At 60.9% G+C, this 19,246-nt stretch carries 17 protein-coding genes and 1 pseudogene; 7 read left to right on the forward strand and 11 right to left on the reverse strand.

Features of this window, described 5'->3' with window-relative positions; genetic code table 11:
* Nucleotides 1-103 precede the first annotated feature (103 nt).
* Together HU759_RS16990 and HU759_RS16995 are read left to right on the forward strand one after the other, a co-directional pair.
* Complete coding sequence (locus HU759_RS16990) at nucleotides 104-2,341, forward strand: TonB-dependent siderophore receptor (RefSeq protein WP_017138118.1); 2,238 nt, start codon at nucleotides 104-106, stop codon at nucleotides 2,339-2,341.
* A 142-nt stretch (nucleotides 2,342-2,483) separates the two neighbouring features.
* Entirely contained in the window at nucleotides 2,484-2,696 is a 213-nt protein-coding gene (locus HU759_RS16995; RefSeq protein ID WP_017138117.1) for a hypothetical protein, read from the forward strand.
* A 112-nt stretch (nucleotides 2,697-2,808) separates the two neighbouring features.
* Here the strand turns inward: HU759_RS16995 and HU759_RS17000 are convergent, their stop codons facing one another.
* The 4 genes from HU759_RS17000 to HU759_RS17015 form a co-directional block, all read right to left on the reverse strand.
* Nucleotides 2,809-3,300, reverse strand: a complete 492-nt coding sequence (locus HU759_RS17000) for a GNAT family N-acetyltransferase (protein ID WP_017138116.1) — start codon at nucleotides 3,298-3,300, stop codon at nucleotides 2,809-2,811.
* Between the two features lie 157 nt (nucleotides 3,301-3,457).
* On the reverse strand, nucleotides 3,458-4,564 hold the full coding sequence (gene zapE / locus HU759_RS17005; protein ID WP_186617745.1) for a cell division protein ZapE: 1,107 nt from the start codon (nucleotides 4,562-4,564) through the stop codon (nucleotides 3,458-3,460).
* Between the two features lie 15 nt (nucleotides 4,565-4,579).
* Nucleotides 4,580-4,915 carry a nuclear transport factor 2 family protein gene (locus HU759_RS17010; RefSeq protein ID WP_017138114.1) on the reverse strand — a complete coding sequence of 112 codons (336 nt, stop codon included), beginning with the start codon at nucleotides 4,913-4,915 and terminating at the stop codon, nucleotides 4,580-4,582.
* A 51-nt stretch (nucleotides 4,916-4,966) separates the two neighbouring features.
* On the reverse strand, nucleotides 4,967-5,683 hold the full coding sequence (locus HU759_RS17015; protein WP_017138113.1) for a YafY family protein: 717 nt from the start codon (nucleotides 5,681-5,683) through the stop codon (nucleotides 4,967-4,969).
* An 84-nt stretch (nucleotides 5,684-5,767) separates the two neighbouring features.
* Here HU759_RS17015 and HU759_RS17020 point away from each other — a divergent pair.
* Nucleotides 5,768-5,988: pseudogene (locus HU759_RS17020) on the forward strand (aldo/keto reductase); the annotation flags it as partial.
* Nucleotides 5,989-6,326: 338 nt separating this feature from the next.
* On the opposite strand, the gene pepN reads toward HU759_RS17020, so the two are convergent.
* Genes pepN through HU759_RS17050 form a run of 6 tightly spaced genes read right to left on the reverse strand, consistent with a single transcriptional unit; the run spans nucleotide 6,327 to nucleotide 12,828 of the window.
* On the reverse strand, nucleotides 6,327-8,984 hold the full coding sequence (pepN, locus tag HU759_RS17025; protein ID WP_186617742.1) for an aminopeptidase N: 2,658 nt from the start codon (nucleotides 8,982-8,984) through the stop codon (nucleotides 6,327-6,329).
* Between the two features lie 14 nt (nucleotides 8,985-8,998).
* Entirely contained in the window at nucleotides 8,999-9,829 is an 831-nt protein-coding gene (locus HU759_RS17030; RefSeq protein WP_056860307.1) for a DUF2797 domain-containing protein, read from the reverse strand.
* Nucleotides 9,826-10,086 carry a DUF1315 family protein gene (locus HU759_RS17035; RefSeq protein WP_017138108.1) on the reverse strand — a complete coding sequence of 87 codons (261 nt, stop codon included), beginning with the start codon at nucleotides 10,084-10,086 and terminating at the stop codon, nucleotides 9,826-9,828. Before HU759_RS17035 ends, HU759_RS17030 begins: the two co-directional genes overlap by 4 nt.
* Nucleotides 10,087-10,100: 14 nt before the next feature.
* Complete coding sequence (locus tag HU759_RS17040; RefSeq protein ID WP_186617740.1) at nucleotides 10,101-10,970, reverse strand: rhomboid family intramembrane serine protease; 870 nt, start codon at nucleotides 10,968-10,970, stop codon at nucleotides 10,101-10,103.
* Entirely contained in the window at nucleotides 10,967-11,938 is a 972-nt protein-coding gene (locus tag HU759_RS17045) for a metallophosphoesterase (protein WP_186617738.1), read from the reverse strand. Before HU759_RS17045 ends, HU759_RS17040 begins: the two co-directional genes overlap by 4 nt.
* Nucleotides 11,938-12,828, reverse strand: coding sequence for an NAD(+) kinase (locus HU759_RS17050; protein WP_010210870.1), 891 nt, complete (start codon nucleotides 12,826-12,828; stop codon nucleotides 11,938-11,940). Before HU759_RS17050 ends, HU759_RS17045 begins: the two co-directional genes overlap by 1 nt.
* 144 nt (nucleotides 12,829-12,972) lie before the next feature.
* On the opposite strand from HU759_RS17050, the gene HU759_RS17055 reads away from it, so the two are divergent.
* Nucleotides 12,973-13,920: a DUF1853 family protein gene (locus tag HU759_RS17055; protein WP_186617736.1), complete on the forward strand. Its 948-nt coding sequence runs from the start codon at nucleotides 12,973-12,975 to the stop codon at nucleotides 13,918-13,920.
* On the opposite strand, the gene HU759_RS17060 is transcribed toward HU759_RS17055, so the two are convergent.
* Complete coding sequence (locus tag HU759_RS17060) at nucleotides 13,913-15,526, reverse strand: PvdJ/PvdD/PvdP-like protein (protein ID WP_186617734.1); 1,614 nt, start codon at nucleotides 15,524-15,526, stop codon at nucleotides 13,913-13,915. The two genes, HU759_RS17055 and HU759_RS17060, sit on opposite strands and share 8 nt — an antisense overlap.
* A gap of 142 nt (nucleotides 15,527-15,668) precedes the next feature.
* Here HU759_RS17060 and pvdM point away from each other — a divergent pair, with 142 nt between their 5' ends.
* The 3 genes from pvdM to HU759_RS17075 are packed head-to-tail and all read left to right on the forward strand — an operon-like array spanning nucleotide 15,669 to nucleotide 19,223.
* Nucleotides 15,669-17,018, forward strand: a complete 1,350-nt coding sequence (gene pvdM, locus HU759_RS17065; RefSeq protein WP_186617733.1) for a pyoverdine-tailoring dipeptidase-like protein PvdM — start codon at nucleotides 15,669-15,671, stop codon at nucleotides 17,016-17,018.
* Nucleotides 17,019-17,036: 18 nt separating this feature from the next.
* On the forward strand, nucleotides 17,037-18,317 hold the full coding sequence (locus HU759_RS17070; RefSeq protein WP_186617732.1) for an aminotransferase class V-fold PLP-dependent enzyme: 1,281 nt from the start codon (nucleotides 17,037-17,039) through the stop codon (nucleotides 18,315-18,317).
* Nucleotides 18,318-18,350: 33 nt separating this feature from the next.
* A complete protein-coding gene (locus HU759_RS17075; protein WP_170039678.1) occupies nucleotides 18,351-19,223 on the forward strand; it encodes a formylglycine-generating enzyme family protein in 873 nt (290 codons plus the stop codon).
* The last annotated feature ends 23 nt before the right edge of the window (nucleotides 19,224-19,246 follow it).

The raw sequence follows: 19,246 nt of genomic DNA on the forward strand, positions 1-19,246 counted from the left end.
CAATCATTCTCGTTTAAGCCTAAAGTTCCGCGCGCCCTTTCGTCTTTGAGCCAAGGCCTTCTCTTACTGAGAAGGCCGCAAAGACGACAAGGAGTCTGCCGCGATGTTCGCGCCCTTTACCCGTTCCATGACCCTCACCCTTGGCCTGTTCAGCGTCGCGCTGAGCCCGGACCTGCTGGCTGAAACCGACCCCGAGCCTGCCCCGCCACGCGCCCTTGAGCTGGGTGCCACCAGCATCACCGCCGAAGGCCTGGGCGCGACCACCGAACACACCGGGGCCTACACCACCGGTTCGATGAACACCGCCACCAAGCTGAACCTGTCGATCAAGGAAACCCCGCAATCGGTTTCGGTGATCACCCGTCAGCAGATGGATGACTTCAACCTCAATACCCTGACTGACGTGCTGCGCCAGACCACAGGCATAACGGTGCAACACCTGGACTCGGATCGGGTCGGCTACTCTTCCCGCGGCTACTCGATCAGCAACTACCAGGTCGACGGCATGCTCAGCACCTACGGGCGCATGAAGCCGGATGCCGACACCATCATCTACGACCGCATCGAGGTGGTGCGCGGTGCCACCGGACTGACTACCGGCGCGGGTGACCCCTCGGCCACGGTCAACATGATCCGCAAGCGCCCGACCGCAGACTGGCAAGCCAGGGCCGGCGTCAGCGGCGCCAGCCATGACAACTACTACAGCTACGTTGATGTGGGCGGCCCCCTGGCGTTTGATGGGCGACTGCGTGGACGCACGGTACTGGCCTATCGCGACAGCCAGTCCTATCGCGACAATTACGCCATGCAACGGGAGGTCGGCTACGGCATCCTCGAAGGCGACCTGACCGACGACACGGTGGTCGCCGTAGGCTTGGACTATCAGAACAAACATGTGCAAGGCACCTCTTGGGGCACCCTGCCCTACTGGAACAGCGATGGCAGCAAGGCGCGACTGTCACGCTCGGCCAACATGGCTGCCGACTGGAGTTCCTGGCCACTCAAAGACAAGACCACCTTCGCCTCTATCGACCATAAACTGTCCGCTGACTGGCGCCTCAAGGCGGCCTACACCCATCGCCAGAGTGATACTGATGGCAAGGTGTACTACGGCGGCGCCGGCTACCCCAACCCGGATGGCAGCGGCATGAACGCCTGGACCAACCAGATGGTCGGTACATCGAAAATGGACGTGGTGGACTTCAACCTTGCCGGGGCCTATTCATTGTTTGGCCGTGAACATGAGCTGATGGCAGGGTATGGCGAATCCGAGCAGCGAGACTCATCGCCGTTTCAGCGCTACAGCACACCCGAAGGTTATGAAAACATTCAGGACTGGCGGCACATGGGCGGTATCCCCAAGTTCCCCGACCGCACCACCGGCCTCAAAGGCGAACACAGCAGCAAAAAACAGAAAGCCGGTTACCTGGCAACGCGCCTGAGCCTCACCGACCAACTGCACGCTGTACTCGGCGGCCGCTATGGCAGTTGGGAAATCGAAAGCGTCTCGCCGCAGTACAACGACAATAACCAACTGACTCAATCGAGCAAAACTCGCCAGACCCACAACGATATGTGGACGCCGTATGCGGGGCTGCTCTACGACATCACCCCCGAGTACACCGTGTATGCCAGCTACACCGATATCTTCAACCCTCAGGATGAGCGCGATTCCAGCAAGAAGTACCTGGAGCCGGTGGTGGGCAGCAACTACGAAGTCGGGCTCAAGGGCAGCCTGCTCAATGAGCGCCTGAACCTGGCCACCGCGTACTTTTGGAGCACCCAGGATAACGTCGCCGAACTCGATAACAGCGCACCGCCGGATCCGGTCACGCGCGAGCAGTTCTACAAGTCGGGCGGCAAAGGCAACAAGGTCCAGGGCTTTGAGGTGGAAGCATCGGGCGAGGTCCTGCCAGACTGGAACCTGACAGCAGGCTACACCTACACCCACTCGGTCAATGGTGATAAACAGCGCAACAACACCGACCAGCCACTCAACCTGTTGAAACTATCGACGGCCTATCGCCTGCCGGGCCAATGGCGCGGGTTGACCGTAGGTGGCGCGGTTAACTGGCAGAGCGATTTCTACAAATTTGCCCCACGCCCTACCGGTGGCCGGGACAGTGACGGCCGGCTGATCACCGAAAGCACCAAGATCACCCAGCAGGCCTACACCGTGGTCAACCTGATGTCGCGCTATCAATTCGACGAACACGTTTCGGCGTCAGTTAACGTCAACAATCTATTTGATAAAAAATATTACGAACGCGTCGGTTTTTATAATGGCGTGTATTGGGGAGACCCACGCTCCATCACACTGGCACTGGATTGGCGGCTATAAACTGCATCCCCGAAGTTAACAAAAACGTTAACTTCGGGGCCGTTCCATGTTAATTCCCACTTAATAAGACAGCCCCATAGTCGCTCCATGAATCGGATCACGGAGCGATCGAACACCACTCACTCTTAATGGGAATACTGCCATGAAACTTTCGACCTTAATGCTTGCCGGCCTGATGAGCCTGACCTCCGTAGCCGCCTTCGCAGAGGGCGGTTCAGAGCGCTCGAAGGAGTTTTACAACAACTTCGCCTTCACCCAGCAGCAAATTCACGGCACCACGGACAAAACAGCACTGGCCGACGGCAAGTCTGTAAAGCCCGAACAAAACAGCGCTGAACAACAGCCTAACAGCTGATTTAATCTTTAGTTAATCTGCATGCCCCTATGCCAATCCGCTCCTTTGGCAAAGGTTAATTTGGCGCCATTTAATGGCGCCTTTTTTATGTTGCCTATATTAAGCGCAGTGTTTAAAGCGGTTTGCTCCAGAACAGCATACGGCCGTGGGCGGGGTCAAATATCGAATCATCAAAACCAAACTTGCGATAGGCCGCTTGCGCCACGTCATTGCCTTCGAGCACTTCCAGGGTGATCTTGCAGCAACCGCGCTGGCGGGCAATTTCCTCGACCTTGAGCAGCATTTTCTGGCTAAGCCCCAGGCCACGAAACTGATTCATCACCACCACATCGTGCACGTTGATCAGCGGGCGGCAGGCAAACGTCGAAAAACCTTCAAAGCAATTGATCAGACCCGCCGGCTCCCCGCCGACAAACGCCAGTACGCTGAACGCGTGGGGGCGCTTGGCCAGTTCGGCTGGCAGTTGCTGCAACAGATCGGCCGGCAAGGTGTGACCGCCACCCATCGGGTCTTCAGCGTAATGGTTAAGCACCAGGCCAATGGCTTCGGCATGCACGGGGTTGGTGTAGCTGGCTTGCAGCACCAGGATGTCTGGGGTGTCCATTTCCTTCCTCAATCACGACAACAAGGGAATCGGTTCCCTTTGAGGAGACAATTGTAAGCGGGGAGCCCGTCGCAGATGAAGGAGATTAGCTACAAATACCTGACGGAAATGACGAAGGTTGCGCCCACCAACAAGCACCAATGGCCTGGGATTTGTCCTAGGCGCCGAACCGCTGCAGTTGCATCTCTTGCAAACGACTCAAGGTGCGCCGGAACGCAAACTCCAGATAACCCTCGGTGTAAAGACTTGCCAACGGCACCTGGGCCTCGATAAACAGTGGCACCTTGCGGTCGTAGCACTCATCCACCAGCGCGATGAAGCGCCGCACACTGTCATCGTGTACCGACAATTCAGGCAACTCACGGTCACCGGCCATTACTCGCTGAACACCATCTTCGGTGCCACGGGCAATCCGTCCCGGACGTTTTTGTGCGCTCAGGTTGGGCACTTCACCCAGCAGGATCGCCTTGTAGCGATCGCACAGCAGCATAAAGTCCATCGCTGCCAAGGGTTGCTCGCACAAATCGGCGTACCGGCACCAGAACACCGTGTCGCTGGACTGCACCGCCACTATCGAACGGTACCCGACGCTGACCACGCCGCTGCCGGTCACCTGGCCTTCGCTTAGCTGTTTGAACAGTGTGGCAAGCGCTTGTGGCTGATTGACCCAATAGCGCTGCAGCCCCACACCTGGATGCAAACGGTGATCTTCACCACCGTCCACTGCCACCACGTGCATATGTTGCTTGAGCGCCTCAATACCCGGCAAGAATCGCTCGCGGTTGAAGCCGCCTGCGTACAGCTCGTCCGGTGGTTGGTTGGAGGTGCAGACCATGACCACGCCCTCCTCGAACATCACCTGGAACAGCCGGCCGAGAATGATCGCATCACCGATGTCGCTGACGAACAGTTCGTCGAAACACAACACGCGCACGTCCTGGCTGAGTTCGCGCGCCAAAGCCTGCAAGGGGTCATGGATGCCACTGAGCTGGAAAGAGCGCTGATGCACCCAGCCCATGAAGTGATGAAAATGCTGGCGCCGCGCAGGTACACGCAAGCTGTGATAGAACTGGTCCATCAGCCAGGTCTTGCCCCGGCCCACCGGCCCCCACAGGTAAACCCCGGGAATCGGCGAGCGGCCGTGGTGCAAGGCCTCAAAGCAGGTTTGCAGGGCTTGCACCGCCCGGCACTGGGCGTCGTCGGGCACGAAGCCTTGCTGGGCGATGGCGTATTGGTAGGCGGCAAGCGGCGAGTCGAAAGTCATGCGTGCCAGTATGACTTACAGCGAGATATCCAGCCGTGAAATCTTGCCCTGCTCGTTCAGGCGGAAGGTATAACGCAGCTCCAAAGGGCTACCGGGGAAATTGCCGGAGACCCTGTTGCTGACCAATACCTTACCGGTGCGATGCTGCACGTTGATCACTTCAACACGAGGCTGATAGCGACGCCCGGTGTCTTCAACCCAGCGGGCAATGGCTGTCGGACCAACTTGATGATCGCCTTCATCGAATACGTTGGCATCATCGGCAAAGCACTGGGCAATGGCTGAGGTGTCGCCGGTATTGGTCGCGGTTATGTAGGCTGCAATGGCGGGGGCTAACGCTGGAAAAGACATGGCACAGCTCCTTTTTAGTGATTTATGGCGCCATGCTAAGCCAGCCCTGTGTCAGTTTTTGTCAGGAGTGAACGGTCCTGAATCATTGTGTTCCATCAACTTGCGCCAGCCGCGCAGCAGGTCGCTGCGCCGGCCAGGGTAACGCTCACCTCGGGCGTCAGCTGCGGCCACCCGGTCGGTGCGAAACGTACGGTAAGCGCCACGCAACTCGCACCAGGCCACGATCACACGGACCTCATTGAGAAACCCCAATGCCAACGGCCAGATCAACCGCTGGCTCTGGGTTTGGCTGGCGTCTGCGTAATCGATATGCAGCTTGGCCTGGTTGCGAATCGCCTCACGAAACACATTCAGCGGTACGCGATTTTCCGGGTAGCCAAACCCCGGCGGCCCCGGCAGCAGCGTGGGGTTACGCAAGGCTTCCTGCGCAACCGGGTCGAGCACATCGGCAATTTTTGCCAAGGCATTAGCCGCTGCACGACTGAGCACGTCGTCGCCGCGCTGGTCCACATAGCGTAACCCCAGCACGATGGCTTCAGTTTCCTCGGCGTTGAGCATCAATGGTGGCAAAAACAGCCCGCTGCGCAACACATAACCCACCCCCGCCTCACCAAAAATCGGCGCGCCGAGTGCCGTCAGCTCAGCGATATCGCGGTACAGCGTGCGCTCGGAGACTTCCAACTGCGCAGCCAGTACGGCCGCGGTCACCGGGCGCTTCTTGCCCCGCAGGGCCTGCAACAAGGTGAGTAAACGAGTGGTACGCGACACTTGGACCCCGCCGAAAAAGGAAAAAGTGCCGCAGCTTAGCAGAGCGCCCTGTCAGAAAATGTCAGCAGCAAAAAAGACCCTTGCCCGAATAAATTACAAAACTCGGCAACAACCGCAAGAACATGGTGCGGGCGGTCGAAGAAAGCCTCAAACGCTTGAACACCGATCACATCGACCTGCTCTGGGCGCACATGAGCGACAACGTCACGCCGATGGAAGAGATACTGCGCAGCTTCGATGACTTGGTGCGCGCCGGCAAGATCCACTATGCCGGCCTGTCGAACGAGCAAGTGGCCCGCCTGGACACTGCCGGCGCAATTCCATTGGGCGTTCCCCACGGGATTATCTCGGAGCGCTTCGCGCTCGACCACGGCGCAGACACACCGCGCCCACCGGTTATTTGAGACGAAAAAAAACGGCCTGTTCAGGCTAATGCCAGCCAGTTGAGCGCTAGAACTGACAACCAGTAACCTGTGGCGAGGGAGCTTGCTCCCGCTGGGGTGCGAAGCAGCCCCTGCTCTTTGCTTTAAAAGCATGGGACTGCTACGCCGCCCAACGGGAGCAAGCTCCCTCGCCACAATTACCGGCTATGTCTTAATTGACTGGCATTAGCCTGTTCAGGCCGTTTTTTTATGCGCGCGGTTTACGCAAGGCTCTTGCTGACCACCTCGAATACATCGCTCGACAGCTCGCCGGAGGCACGAATGCGCTCAAGTTCCGCCCTCATCAGCGCTTGACGGGCGCTGTCGTATTTACGCCAGCGGGTCAACGGCGCCAACTGGCGCGAAGCAATCTGGGGGTTGAAGCCATTGAGCTGGATCACCAGGTCCGCCAGGAAGCGATAACCCGAGCCGTCTGCAGCATGGAAGTTGATCAGGTTCTGCCCGGCAAATGCACCCACCAGTGCGCGCACCTTGTTCGGGTTCTTGATGTTGAACGCCGAGTGCTCCATCAGTGCCTTGACCCGCGCCAGCCCGCCCGGCAACGTGCTGCCCGCCTGCACGCTGAACCACTGGTCCATCACCAACGGGTTGTCCTTGAAGTTCTCGGCAAACACCGCCAACGCCTGGGCTTTTTCCGCTTCGAACGGCGAGTTCACCAGCACCGCCAATGCCGTGAGACGCTCGGTCATGTTATCGCTGGTGTCGAACTGGTCCAGCGTTGCGGCCAACACTTCAGGCTTGCCGCTGAGCATCAGGTACGACAGCGCGATGTTCTGCAAGGCGCGCCGCGCGAAGTGCTCGGCCGCCGCCACATAAGGCGTCTGCTTGGACAGCTCGCGATTGGCCTGGTAACGCAGCCACAGCGCTTCGAACAGGTTGTCAGCCAGTTGCTTGCGGGCGTACTCACGGGCGGCGTGGATGGCCTCCACATCCGCCACTTCGCTGATTTCCGTGAGGTAGGCCTCGCTTGGCAGCGAGAGCATTTCGGCGACCATGGCCTGGTCCAGGCTTTCATCGCTGAGCACCGTGCGCAGTGCGTCGATCAAACGCTGGTCCAACTTCAAGGCCTGGCCTTGCTGATGCTGGGCGATCAGCTCCTGCAACACCTGCACCGACAATTGCTGGCCGGCATCCCAGCGGTTGAAGCCATCGCTGTCGTGCTGCATCAGGAACATCAGTTGGTCGCGGTTGTACGGAAAGCTCAGTTTCACCGGCGCCGAGAAGCCGCGCAGCAGCGAAGGCAACGGCTTTTCTGCGATGTCGACGAAGGTGAAGGTCTGCTCCGCTTGCGTCACCGAAATCACCCGTGACGTGCCGCCAGCCGCTGCTTCGCCAGCCAGGCGCAAGGCGATAGCGGCGCCCTGCCCGTCCAACAGGCCCAACTCCACCGGAATCACGAACGGCAGTTTCTCAACGTTATCCGGCGTTTGCGGGCAGCTCTGGCGGAACGTCAGGCTGTAGGTTTTGGCTGCGGCATCAAAGGACTCGCTCACCGCCAGGCGCGGCGTACCGGCCTGGCTGTACCAGCGCTTGAACTGGCTGAGGTCGGCGCCGTTGGCGTCTTCCATGGCCTTGATAAAGTCATCACAGGTAACAGCCTGGCCGTCATGGCGCTCGAAGTACAGGTCGCTGCCTTTACGGAAGCCTTCAGCGCCGAGCAAGGTGTGGATCATGCCGACCACTTCCGAGCCCTTTTCGTACACGGTCAGGGTGTAGAAGTTGGAGATCTCGATAAAGCTGTCCGGGCGTACCGCGTGGGCCATGGGGCCGGCGTCTTCAGCGAACTGATGCGTGCGCAGGTACGCGACGTCCTGAATACGCTTGACCGTGGCCGAGTTCATGTCGGCGGAGAAGCCCGAGTCACGGAACACGGTGAAGCCTTCCTTGAGCGACAGCTGAAACCAGTCACGGCAGGTCACGCGGTTGCCGGACCAGTTGTGAAAGTATTCGTGAGCAACAATCGCTTCGACGCGCTGGTGCGCAGCGTCGGTGGCGGTTTCGGCGCGGGCCAGCACGGCGCTGGAGTTGAAAATATTGAGGCCCTTGTTCTCCATGGCGCCCATGTTGAAGTCATTCACGGCCACGATCATGAAGATGTCGAGGTCGTACTCGCGACCGTAGGTTTCTTCGTCCCAGCGCATGGATTTTTTCAGGCTGGTCATGGCGTGCTGGCACTTGTCGATGTTTTCCGGCTCGACATAGATGCGCAGCGCCACTTCACGATTGGTCATGGTGGTGAAAGTGTCTTCAACGCACCACAAGTCACCGGCCACCAATGCAAACAGGTAGGCAGGTTTCTTGAACGGGTCTTCCCAGGTCGCCCAATGACGGCCGTCTTCGCCGGGGCCACTGGCAATCGGATTGCCGTTGGAGAGCAGCACCGGGTAGCTGTGTTGTTCGGCGATCACCGTGGTGGTGAAGGTGCTCATCACGTCCGGGCGGTCGAGGTAGTAAGTGATCTTGCGGAAACCTTCAGCCTCGCACTGGGTGCAGAACATGCCGCTGGATTTGTACAGGCCTTCCAGGGCAGTGTTGGTTTCCGGGTGGATACGCACGCTGGTGTCGACCGTGAAGGTTTCGCGGGTCGGGTGCAGGGTCAGGTGGCTGTCGGTCAACTGGTAGTCGGCCTCGGTCAGTTCCCTGTCACCCAGGTTGACGGTCAACAGCTCCAGCTGCTGGCCATCGAGCACCAGCGGCGGCAAGCCGGTGCCGCGCTCGGGGTTGCGGCGCATCACCAGCTGCGCATGGACCAGGCTATGGTCCTCGAACAACTCGAAGGTCAGGTGCGTTTCTTCGATCAGGTAATCCGGCGCCTGATAGTCCTTCAGGTAAATCATCTTCGGTTGTTCGGTGCGCATGGATAGCATCCTTTTTACTGATGCACGGCGAGCTGGTAGGCCGTGTACTTACGAATGTTGATAACGCCGGTGTCGAAGATCAGGTACTGGCCCTTGATCCCCAGCAACGTGCCTTCGGCAATCGGGTTCTTGTCCAGGTTGAAGCTGACGATCTTGGCCGGGTATTGCTCGACCGGGTAACGAATTTCGATCGGCTCGATGTCGGTTACCGGTTGGATGGCCTGCAAGCCAAAGCGTTCCTGCAACCCCAGCAGGCCGTCGGCGCAGGTGGCGAACAGCTCATCGCGTACCTGCTTGAGATCCACCGATTGCGCATCGCCCTTGAGTAAAGCACGCCAGTTGGTTTTATCGGCCACTTGGCTGCGAAACAGGTCTTCAACGAAACCGGATTGCTGACGGGTCGCCACGCGCATGATCGGCAGCGCCTGGCTGGCGCCCTGGTCGAGCCAGCGGGTGGGCAACTGGGTGGCACGGGTGATGCCGACCTTGATGCCCGACGAGTTGGCCAGGTACACCACGTGGTCGGTCATGCAGAATTGTTCGCCCCAGCCCGGATCACGGCAGGTGCCGGCGTCGTAATGGCAACGCTCGGGGCTCATGATGCACAGGTCACACTGGGCCAGTTTGGTCATGCATGGGTAGCAATAACCCTGGCTGAAACTGGTCTTGGTCTTGCGGCCGCAATGGCTGCAATGAATGGCACCGAGGTATTCCAGGCGCACATGGGTACCGATCAACGGGTTGACCGGCACCTCGGTGTCGCCCAGGCGAAATGCGTATTGAACGGTCGGCTCACCGAGTTGCGCCGACATTTTACTGACTGCACCGCGACCAATTTCAATCAATGGATCGCATCCGACTTGAACAGAATGTTCGGCACCGGCGCCGACTTGGACGCGCATTCCTGCGGGCCCATGTAGCCGGTACGCTGCTCTTCGGGCAGGTTCTGGATTTCCCAGGCGATCACCGCTTGCAGCGACAGCTCGCGCTGCTCTGCAGTGAGCTTGCGGCCATCGGACCACTTACCGATTTCCACGGCCAGCTTGAGGCTCTCGTAGATGTCCGGGGTGATGTTTTCGATCATTTCAGCAAAAGAGGACATAAGGCTCTTCCTTATCAAATAGAGGCTTTGCGGCGGTTGTACAACCCGCCCAGCAAACCCGTCAGGCAACCGATGACCAAGCCGCTCAGGTGAGCCGCGTTGGCGATTTCGCCGAAACCGATCATCGAGATCAGCCCCGACATGCAGAGCACCAGCCAAATCAGCATCATCGCCAGCACGCCACGCGGCAGACGATAAGCCGGGTTAGGCGACAACAATTGGAAGATCCAGCAATGCCCGAGCAGGCCATACAACACGCCAGACAAACCGCCAAACAGGCTCGGGCCGCCATAGGCGTATTGCGCGTAATTGGACACCAGGCTGAACAACAGGGTCAGGCCCAGCAGGTTGATACTGCCCTGGCGCAACTCGATACGACGGCCCAGCTCCCAGTACCACATGCCATTCATGGCCAGGTGCAGGATGCCGAAGTGGATCAGCATCGGCGTGACCAGCCGCCACCACTCCCCTGACGCCATAGTCTCGGCAAACGGGGTGAACTGGATGTACTCACCCATCACGCGAAACGGCAGGAAGGTCAGCCAGCTCATGGTCTGCAGGTTTTCACCCAACAAGGTCACCGCGCCAACGATCATGCTCGCCAGCAGCACCAGCGCCGTCACCGGACTGAAACGCACTTGCTGAACAAAGCTTGGCCGCGTGACGGGCGCCTGCTGGGGAATATCCAGTTGCTGGTCCGGGTCACCGGCGGGAAAGCGTTGATACAACACTTGCACGTCGGCGCTGATGTTCTCGGGCACCCACAACACTTGCTCGCCTGCTTCTTCACTGACGCGATGGGGCACTTGCATGCGTTGCAGCAGTTTGACGAAACCACTCAAGTCGACACTCAGCGGCAAGCGCAATACAGCTACCGTACTCATACAGTGACCTCAGGCCGCTCAACGTCGACCCATACAAATTTACGCGGATCCAGGCGGGTTTCCTGGTCCAGTCGGTACGCCACCAGCTTGCCGTAAAGCACCGCGCTGTAGTCCAGGCAGGCCAGGTTGTCGCGGATCGGCGCCGGCTTGCCGCTGCGCCAGTAATGGCCGACGAACAACAACGGTTCGTCGACGCCATAACGCAGCAGGGAATTTTTTTCCGTAGACGAAAGCGGCGTTCGCGCCACCGGTTCCGGCAGTGCATCGGGCTGGAACACGATGTCGCCGTAGGTTTTGGGGTCGTCTTCCCAGAATTTGGTGCGGAAAAATGAGCGCGTCAGGCCATCGCCACCGGTCAGCGTCAGGCCGTCCGGCAGGCGCATGTCGGTGCCGCGCAGCAGGCGGTCGAAGGCGTTGCAGGCAAAGCTGCCCGGCACGGCGGCGGCCTGCAAAAAGTGCTGGTCGATGCAGCCATCCGGGAAGGTGGCGCGCAGCGGCTGGATAAAGCCTTCGTCCCAACACGCATGCACCACGCGAAACCGCCCGGCGTCGACAAACAGCGGCATGTCGTAGAACCAGCCGAGGAAGTCGTGCCAGTCGGCCGGGTGGTGCTCGAACTGGGTCAGGGTTTCGTGGATCAACCGCGCATGGCGTGGGTTGTGCTCGCGCACGAACTGCTTGCCACTGCCCGGCGGCGCCGGCGTGCTCCAGCCCAGCGCATTGAACTCGTGGTTGCCCATGATGCACAGCGCCTGGCCGGCCTCGGTCATATCGTGGACGATATGCAGCGCCTCACGGATGCGTGGCCCACGGTCGATGATATCGCCGAGGAACACCGCCATACGCGTCGGATGGCGCCAGGTTCCAGCCTGTTTATGGTAGCCCAGCCGGTCGAGTAAGTGCTCAAGGGTATGAGCGCAACCGTGCACGTCACCAATCAGGTCGTAGCTACGCGCGGGATCGAGCATCAGTCGCCTCCACCCCCCAAGCGGCTGCCCCAGCCCAGCTTGGTGCGGCACACTTCGTAGTAGTTGTGGTCCAGCGGGTGGATCAACCGCAACTTCTGTGCCTTTTTGCTCACGGTGATGGTGTCACCGGGGGCGCAGGTGAAATGGTTCTGCCCGTCGCAGGAGACTTGCGGGTAGATCTGCATGTCTTTGGACACCACGATTTTCAGCTCACTGTTGCCATCAACCACAATTGGCCGACTGGACAACATATGGGGGTACATCGGCACGATCACAATGGCATCGAGTTTGGGGTGCATGATCGGACCGCCGGCCGACAGTGCGTACGCGGTAGAACCGGTCGGCGTGGCGACGATCAGGCCGTCAGCCTTTTGGCTGCACACGAACTGGCCGTCGATATACAGCTCGAACTCGATCATGCGCGTGGATTTGCCAGGGTGCAGCACCACATCGTTGAGCGCATCGCCCTGGCCGATGGCCTCGCCGTGGCGGCGTACTTCGGCTTGCAGCAGGAAGCGGTTTTCCACCAGGTAATGGCCGTCGAGCACCTTGGCCACTTCGACTTCGAGGTCATCCGGGCGGATATCCGTGAGGAACCCCAAACTGCCACGGTTGATCCCCAGCACTGGCACGTTGTGCCGCGCCAGTGCACGGGCGGCACCCAGCAGGCTGCCGTCGCCGCCGACCACAATAACCATGTCACAGACTTCGCCGAGCATCTTGCGCGACGAGGTTTGCAGGCCGTGGCCGGGCAGGATTTCGGCGATGGTGTCTTCGAGGATCACATGCAGGTGGCGTTCCAGCAGGAATTTTTTCAGCCGGCGGACGGTGTCCAGCACCTGGGTACTGCCCAGGCGACCGATAATGCCGATATTGCGAAATTGCTCCATGGGGCTCCTGCGGGATTTGGGGTCTGGCAAAAAGAACGATTATGGGCGAAAGGCCGCGTCAGGCAAAACCCTTTGTCGCCGCAGGACCTTGATGACAATGGTTCTCAGCCACCCTTAACGGCTCTAAAAGGCTATGCTCGGACCATGACTGTGTTCCCCGACCTGCTCAACCTGCCCCGCCAATTGCGCCACCCCGAGGTGCGCGACCTGGCGTGGGTGGTGCTCGCCCCGCCGATGCTTGCGCAAACGCCCTGGCCGCAGCGCCACCCGCTGGCCGGCAGCGACTGGGTACAGGCGCCGCACCGGCTCGAACAGTGGTTACGCACCCTCGACCAGGACAGCAGCGCCTTGCAGCATTGGCTAAGCCTGTCGCGCACGCGGCGCCTGGGCCTGTACTACGAGCGCCTGTGGCAATTCGCGGTGCAACATGCGCCGGGGGTGGAGTTACTGGCCGCCAACCTGCCGATCCGCCGCGCCGGGCATACGCTGGGCGAGCTGGATATGCTGGTGCGCGACCGCGATGGCGTGCACCACCTGGAACTGGCGATCAAACTGTATCTGGGGCCGCAGGACGGCAACGGCCAGGACCCCGCGCAATGGCTCGGCCCCGGCTGTCATGACCGGCTGGACCGCAAGCTCGCGCACCTGGCCCAGCATCAACTACCGATTTCGGCCCGCCCGGAAAGCCGCGAAGCCCTGGCGGCGCTGGATATTGCGCAGTTCGATGCACATTTGTGGCTGGGCGGGTATTTGCTCTATCCGTGGCCCGGCACCGCCGAATCCCCGCTGGGCGTTGAACCACAGCACCTGCGCGGGCGCTGGCTGCATCAGCGTGATTGGCGCGACTTCGTCAGCCAGAGCCCGCCGGGGCGCTGGCAACCCCTGCCTCGGCACGCCTGGCTGGCGCCGGCGCATTACTCGGAGGATCAGGTGTGGCGTGCTGACCGGATGCAAGCCTGGCTGGCAGACCTCGACCCGATGGCACCGGCCCAATTACTGGTGCGGCTGGTTCAGCAAGGCGCAGATTGGGAAGAAGCCGAACGTTTGTTCCTTGTTGCAGACCTGTGGCCAAACGTCCCGGGCATTACTTGAGTTTCAAGTGGCGCGCATACCAGGGCCGTTTCGGCACGCGCTTGAACAAGGCCTGCAATCCGTCTTCTTCGGCGAAAGTGATGCGCAGCGCCAGCTTCATGGTCTCCGGGTCCATCTCCATCGACCGCCCCATCTGCAGCCCCGGCGTGGTGCTGCAACCGTGGGTGTCCGGCCCCAGCCATGGGTCAGCGACTTCCACCCAGCGGCCTTGGGCAAACCACTTGACCCCGTTGACCTCCAGCCGGCTGACCTCGCCTGGATTGAACCGCTCATGGGCGCGAAACCAGTCCTCGATGCGATCATCGATCCAGCCGTGAAAGTGCCAGAACACCGGGTTTACGTGCGATGAGAACGGGTCGCCCAGGAAGTCGTTCTGCGGCGCGTACCAACGCGCGGCAAAGTCCGCCGGGTCACGGGCGAACGGCACCGGCGCGCCGTTGGACGGGTCACGGGGCACCGAGGCCCAACGCATGTGCAGCCAGTCGTGCAGGCCCAGCTCCATCTCCGAACCTAACTGGCCCAAGGTCAGTTTGGCCAGGTAACGCGGGTCACGGTACTGCGACTCCCACACCTGGAAGTTGCTGTGGTAGGTCTCGGCCGCCTTGATATCGCTGACCCATTGGGTGTAGTCGCTGTCATCAGGTGCTGACCAACAGGGTGGCAGCGCAAAGCCGTCGTGGTTATCGAAATAACGCAAAAACCCCAGGCGATCGCGTTCCAGCGCCGGTTGGGGTTCAGGGAATTGCGGCCAGGAAGGCAGGTCTTGCATGGAGCGCGCAGTGCCAAGCATATGCCGGTGCATGAAAAAGAAGTCGATACCCGAACCGTTGCGGTCTTTGCGTTTGCCGCGCGCGTCGCGCTCCTGGCCGCGTGGCCCGGGTTGCCAACCGATACCGCGCAGGGCATCGCGTTTTTCCTCGGACAGCTTGTGCCACTGGTCACGGGTGGCGTGCCAGAGCTGGTGGAACAGCCGGTGCTCAGGCGCGATCAGCCAGGCCAGCAAGGTCGGGTTAAGGCCGATACGCTGGCGCGCCTCGGGGAACAGTTGCTTGTGGGCGATAAAGCGGTTGTCGCGCTCGGTCAGGGCCAGGGGGCGCTCAAGGTCGAGAACCTGCCCGCTCAGGGTGCTGCTGCCGGCATTGGCGAAGTCGGCCCAAACTTCGTCGAGGGTCATCTTGAACTCATAGGCCGGTGCGCCATCCGCGGCGTCGCGGTCGATCAGGCGCCAGTAGAGCACGGCGCCCTCGCCCGTCAGCAGATCACCGAGCACGCGGTAACGCGGCTCGCCCTCGGCACGCAGGTTTGCAGCGGTGTCCAGATAGCCACGCAAGCCACGGCCAAGCGGGGCGATGTCGAGCAACAGCTCCAGGCCTTGCAGCGGCAAGCCTTTAAGGCCCGCATCGCGGCCCTCCAGGCGCAGGCTCCACACACCGCGCAGGGTATTGGCCAGGTGTTGGCCGGCGGTGTCGGCCAGGTCCACCGTGGCCTCGCCCGGCGTGATCGGGAATTCTTCACGCGTCAGCTCGCGGTGGGCATAAAGGGCCGCTGGCACGGCAGCGCCGGTCAGCGCCAGGCCGGCGATGAAGCCACGTCGAGAGAGGGTCATTGTCTACCTTAGGAAACAGCTTGATCAGAGCTAGAACGTTGACGGCCGCGAGAAATTTACCGGCCCAGCGCCCGCGCCTAAATTTCCCCGGCCATGGCTCGTTCTTCCCTGATAGCAAAGGCCTCAACTGACTGAGATGGCAATGACAAAATCACGTTCGAAAAAGGCGCTGTATATCGGCCTGCCGCTGGCACTGGCCATCGGCGCCGGGGTCGGTTTCCTGGCCTGGGATCACTGGTTCAAAGGCAATGCCGGCTACCCGCTGGAGGTGATCAAGCAGGCCAACGAAATGCAGGACCGCTTGTTGTCGTTCGACAGCCATATCACCGTGCCCATGGATTTCGGCACCGCCGGCAACGAAGCCGACAAGGATGGCAGTGGCCAGTTCGACCTGGCCAAGGCGGCACGCGGGCGTTTGTCGGGCGCGGCCCTGACGATTTTCGGCTGGCCGGAAATCTGGAACGGCCCCAACGCGCCGCACAAACCCACCGACGGTTTTGTCGAGGAGGCCCGTCACGAGCAGGAGGTGCGCTACAAGATCATCTCCGGCATGGTGCGCGACTTCCCCAATCAGGTCGGCATCGCCTACACCCCGGACGATATGCGGCGCCTGCATGGCGAGGGCAAGTTTGCGATCTTTATCAGCATGCTCAACGCCTACCCGCTGGGCGATGACCTCAACCAGCTGGACCTGTGGGCGGCACGCGGCATGCGCATGTTCGGTTTCAGCTATATCGGCAACAACGCCTGGTCCGACTCGTCACGCCCGCTGCCGTTTTTCAATGACACCACCGACGCGCTTGAAGGGCTGTCAGCCATCGGCCAACAAGCCGTGCACCGCCTCAACGACCTGGGCGTGATCATCGATGTGTCGCAGATGTCGACCAAGGCGCTGGAGCAAGTCGCGCAATTGAGCCGTACCCCCATGATTGCCTCGCATTCGGCGCCGCGTGCCTCGGTGGATATCCCGCGCAACCTCAGCGACAAAGAACTGCAACTGATCAAAAACAGCGGTGGCGTGGTGCAGGTGGTGGGCTTCCCGGCCTATTTGCGCCCGCTGAGCCAACCCACCCAAGACAAGCTCAACACCTTGCGTGCGCGCTTCGATTTGCCGTCGCTGCCCAACCTGGCCGTGGCCTTGATGCCCGGCGACGCCATCATCGCCGCCTGGCCCGAGCAGAAGTTCGGCCAGTACGCCCAGGGGCTGTACGCCATTCTTGAAGAAGAACCCAAGGCCACCCTCAAGGACTGGGGCGATGCCATTGACTACACCGTGCGCAAGATCGGCATCGACCACGTCGGCATCGCCTCGGACTTCAACGACGGCGGCGGCATCCAGGGCTGGGAGAACGTCGGCGAAGTGCGCAATGTCACCGCCGAACTGATCCAGCGCGGCTACTCCGAGGCCGACATCGCCAAGCTGTGGGGAGGCAACTTCCTGCGGGTGTGGGACCAGGTACAAAAAGCCGCCAAGCCGTTGGCCAACCGCTAATTACTCAGAAGCCAGTCCATGACCGACCGCCGTACATTCCTCAAGCAGGCTGGCGTACTCGCCGCCAGCCTGCCATTGGGCAGCACATTGCTCGCGCACGCCCAGGCAGCCACCCAGTCGCCTGCCACAAACGACCCATGGACGGGTTTCAAACAGCTGTTCACCCAAGACCCGGACTACCTGCACTTTTCCAACTTCCTGGTGACCTCCCACCCACGCCCCGTGCGCGAAGCCATTGAGCGCTACGGCCAGCAGATCGACCGCAACCCCGGCCTGGCCATGGACTGGGGCCTGGAAGAAACCTGGAAACGTGAAGGCCAGGTGCGCGAATGGGCCGGTCGTTACCTGAACGCCAAGCCGGCTCAGATCGCCCTCACCGGCAGCACGTCGGAAGGCCTGGCGATGATCTACGGCGGGATCAAGCTGCGCCCCGACCAAGAGATTCTCACCACCGAACACGAACACTACGCCACCCAGAACGTGCTGGACTTTCGCGTCGCCCGCCAAGGCACCCAGGTGCGGCGCATCCGCTTGTTCGAGCGCGCCAGCCAGGTCTCCAGTGACGAAGTGCTGGGCAACATCAAGCGCGCCATTCGCCCCACTACCCGCGTGCTGGGCATGACCTGGGTGCAGTCCGGCAGTGGCGTGAAGCTGCCGATCGGCGAAATCGGCAAGCTGGTGGAGGAACTCAATCGCAACCGCGACGACAACGACCGCATCCTGTATGTGGTCGATGGCGTACATGGTTTTGGCGTGGAGAACCTCGACTTCCCGGCCATGCACTGCGACTTCTTTATCGCCGGCACGCATAAATGGATGTTCGGCCCACGCGGCACCGGGCTGGTCTGCGCCCGCGACGCCGAAAACAAATACGTCACACCCATGGTGCCGACCTTCTCCGAAGACACCAACTTTGCCACCACCATGACGCCCGGCGGCTACCACGCCTTTGAGCATCGCTGGGCGGCGGATGAAGCGTTCAAGCTGCACCTGCAACTGGGCAAGGCACAGGTTGAGGCGCGCATCCACGTACTCAACAGCGAACTCAAAACCCAGTTGCTGGCGCATCCGCAGATCGAGTTGGTGACACCGCGCAGCACCGACCTGTCGGCCGGTTTTACGTTTTTTCGGGTCAAGGACCAGGACAGCGAAGCGGTCGTCGCCCATATGCTGAAAAACCGCGTGGTGATCGATGCCGTCGACCGCGATGTCGGCCCGGTGATCCGCACTTCCCCCGGCCTGCTTAACAGCTCGGACGAAATCCAGCAGTTTATGGCCCTGCTGAGCCAACGCCTGTGATGCGCCCTTTTTTCCTTTGAACGAGATGCCCACATGAATCCATCCCGACTCAAACCCCTGACCGCCCTGGCGCTGACTGCTCTTTGCGCGGCATGGCTGCCCAACCTGGCGCAGGCCGCCACGCCGCAACCCGGCAAAGTGTTCAAGGACTGCAAGGACTGCCCGGAAATGGTGGTGCTGCCCGCCGGCACCTTCACCATGGGCACGCCGGAAGACGAAGTCGGCCGCGAGCCCGATGAAGGCCCGATGCACGACGTGACCTTCGCCAAACCGTTTGCCATGAGCCGCTTCCACGTCACTGCCGCCGAATGGGACAGCTATATCCGCCAGACCGGCGTCAAGATCGCCGACGGCGACACCCGCCCCGGCCGCGAATGCATCGCCAGCAAGCCCCGCTACCCGCAAGGGCCACGCCAGCCGGCAGTGTGCATGGACATGGACGACATCAAGCAGTACGTCGCCTGGCTATCGGAAAAAACCGGGCACAAGTACCACATGGTCAGCGAAGCCCAACGTGAATACGCCGCCCGCGCCGGCTCCACCGGGCCGTTCCCCTTCCCGTTCGACGAGGGCAAGGGCTACAGCATCGCCCAGCACGCCAACACCTACGGCCCGGCAGATGGCTACAGCTATTCCTCGCCGGTGGGCAGCTACCCGCCGAATGCATTCGGCATGTACGACATGCACGGCAATGTGTATGAGCGGGTTGCCGACTGCGAGCACCCCAACTATATCGGCGCCCCTACCGACGGCAGCGCCTGGATGGAGCCCCACTGCGAGGGCTACCAGATCCGCGGCAATGACTGGGGCGAAGCGCCGGTGTTCTCACGCTCGGGCAACCGCAACACCATCTACCCGCAAACCCGCGGGGACTGGATTGGGTTTCGGGTAGTGCGCGACCTTTAAGCAGCACACCGAGCAGAATGTGG

Origin of the sequence: Pseudomonas sp. OE 28.3 (assembly GCF_014268205.2) — a bacterium.
Lineage (GTDB): Bacteria > Pseudomonadota > Gammaproteobacteria > Pseudomonadales > Pseudomonadaceae > Aquipseudomonas > Aquipseudomonas edaphica.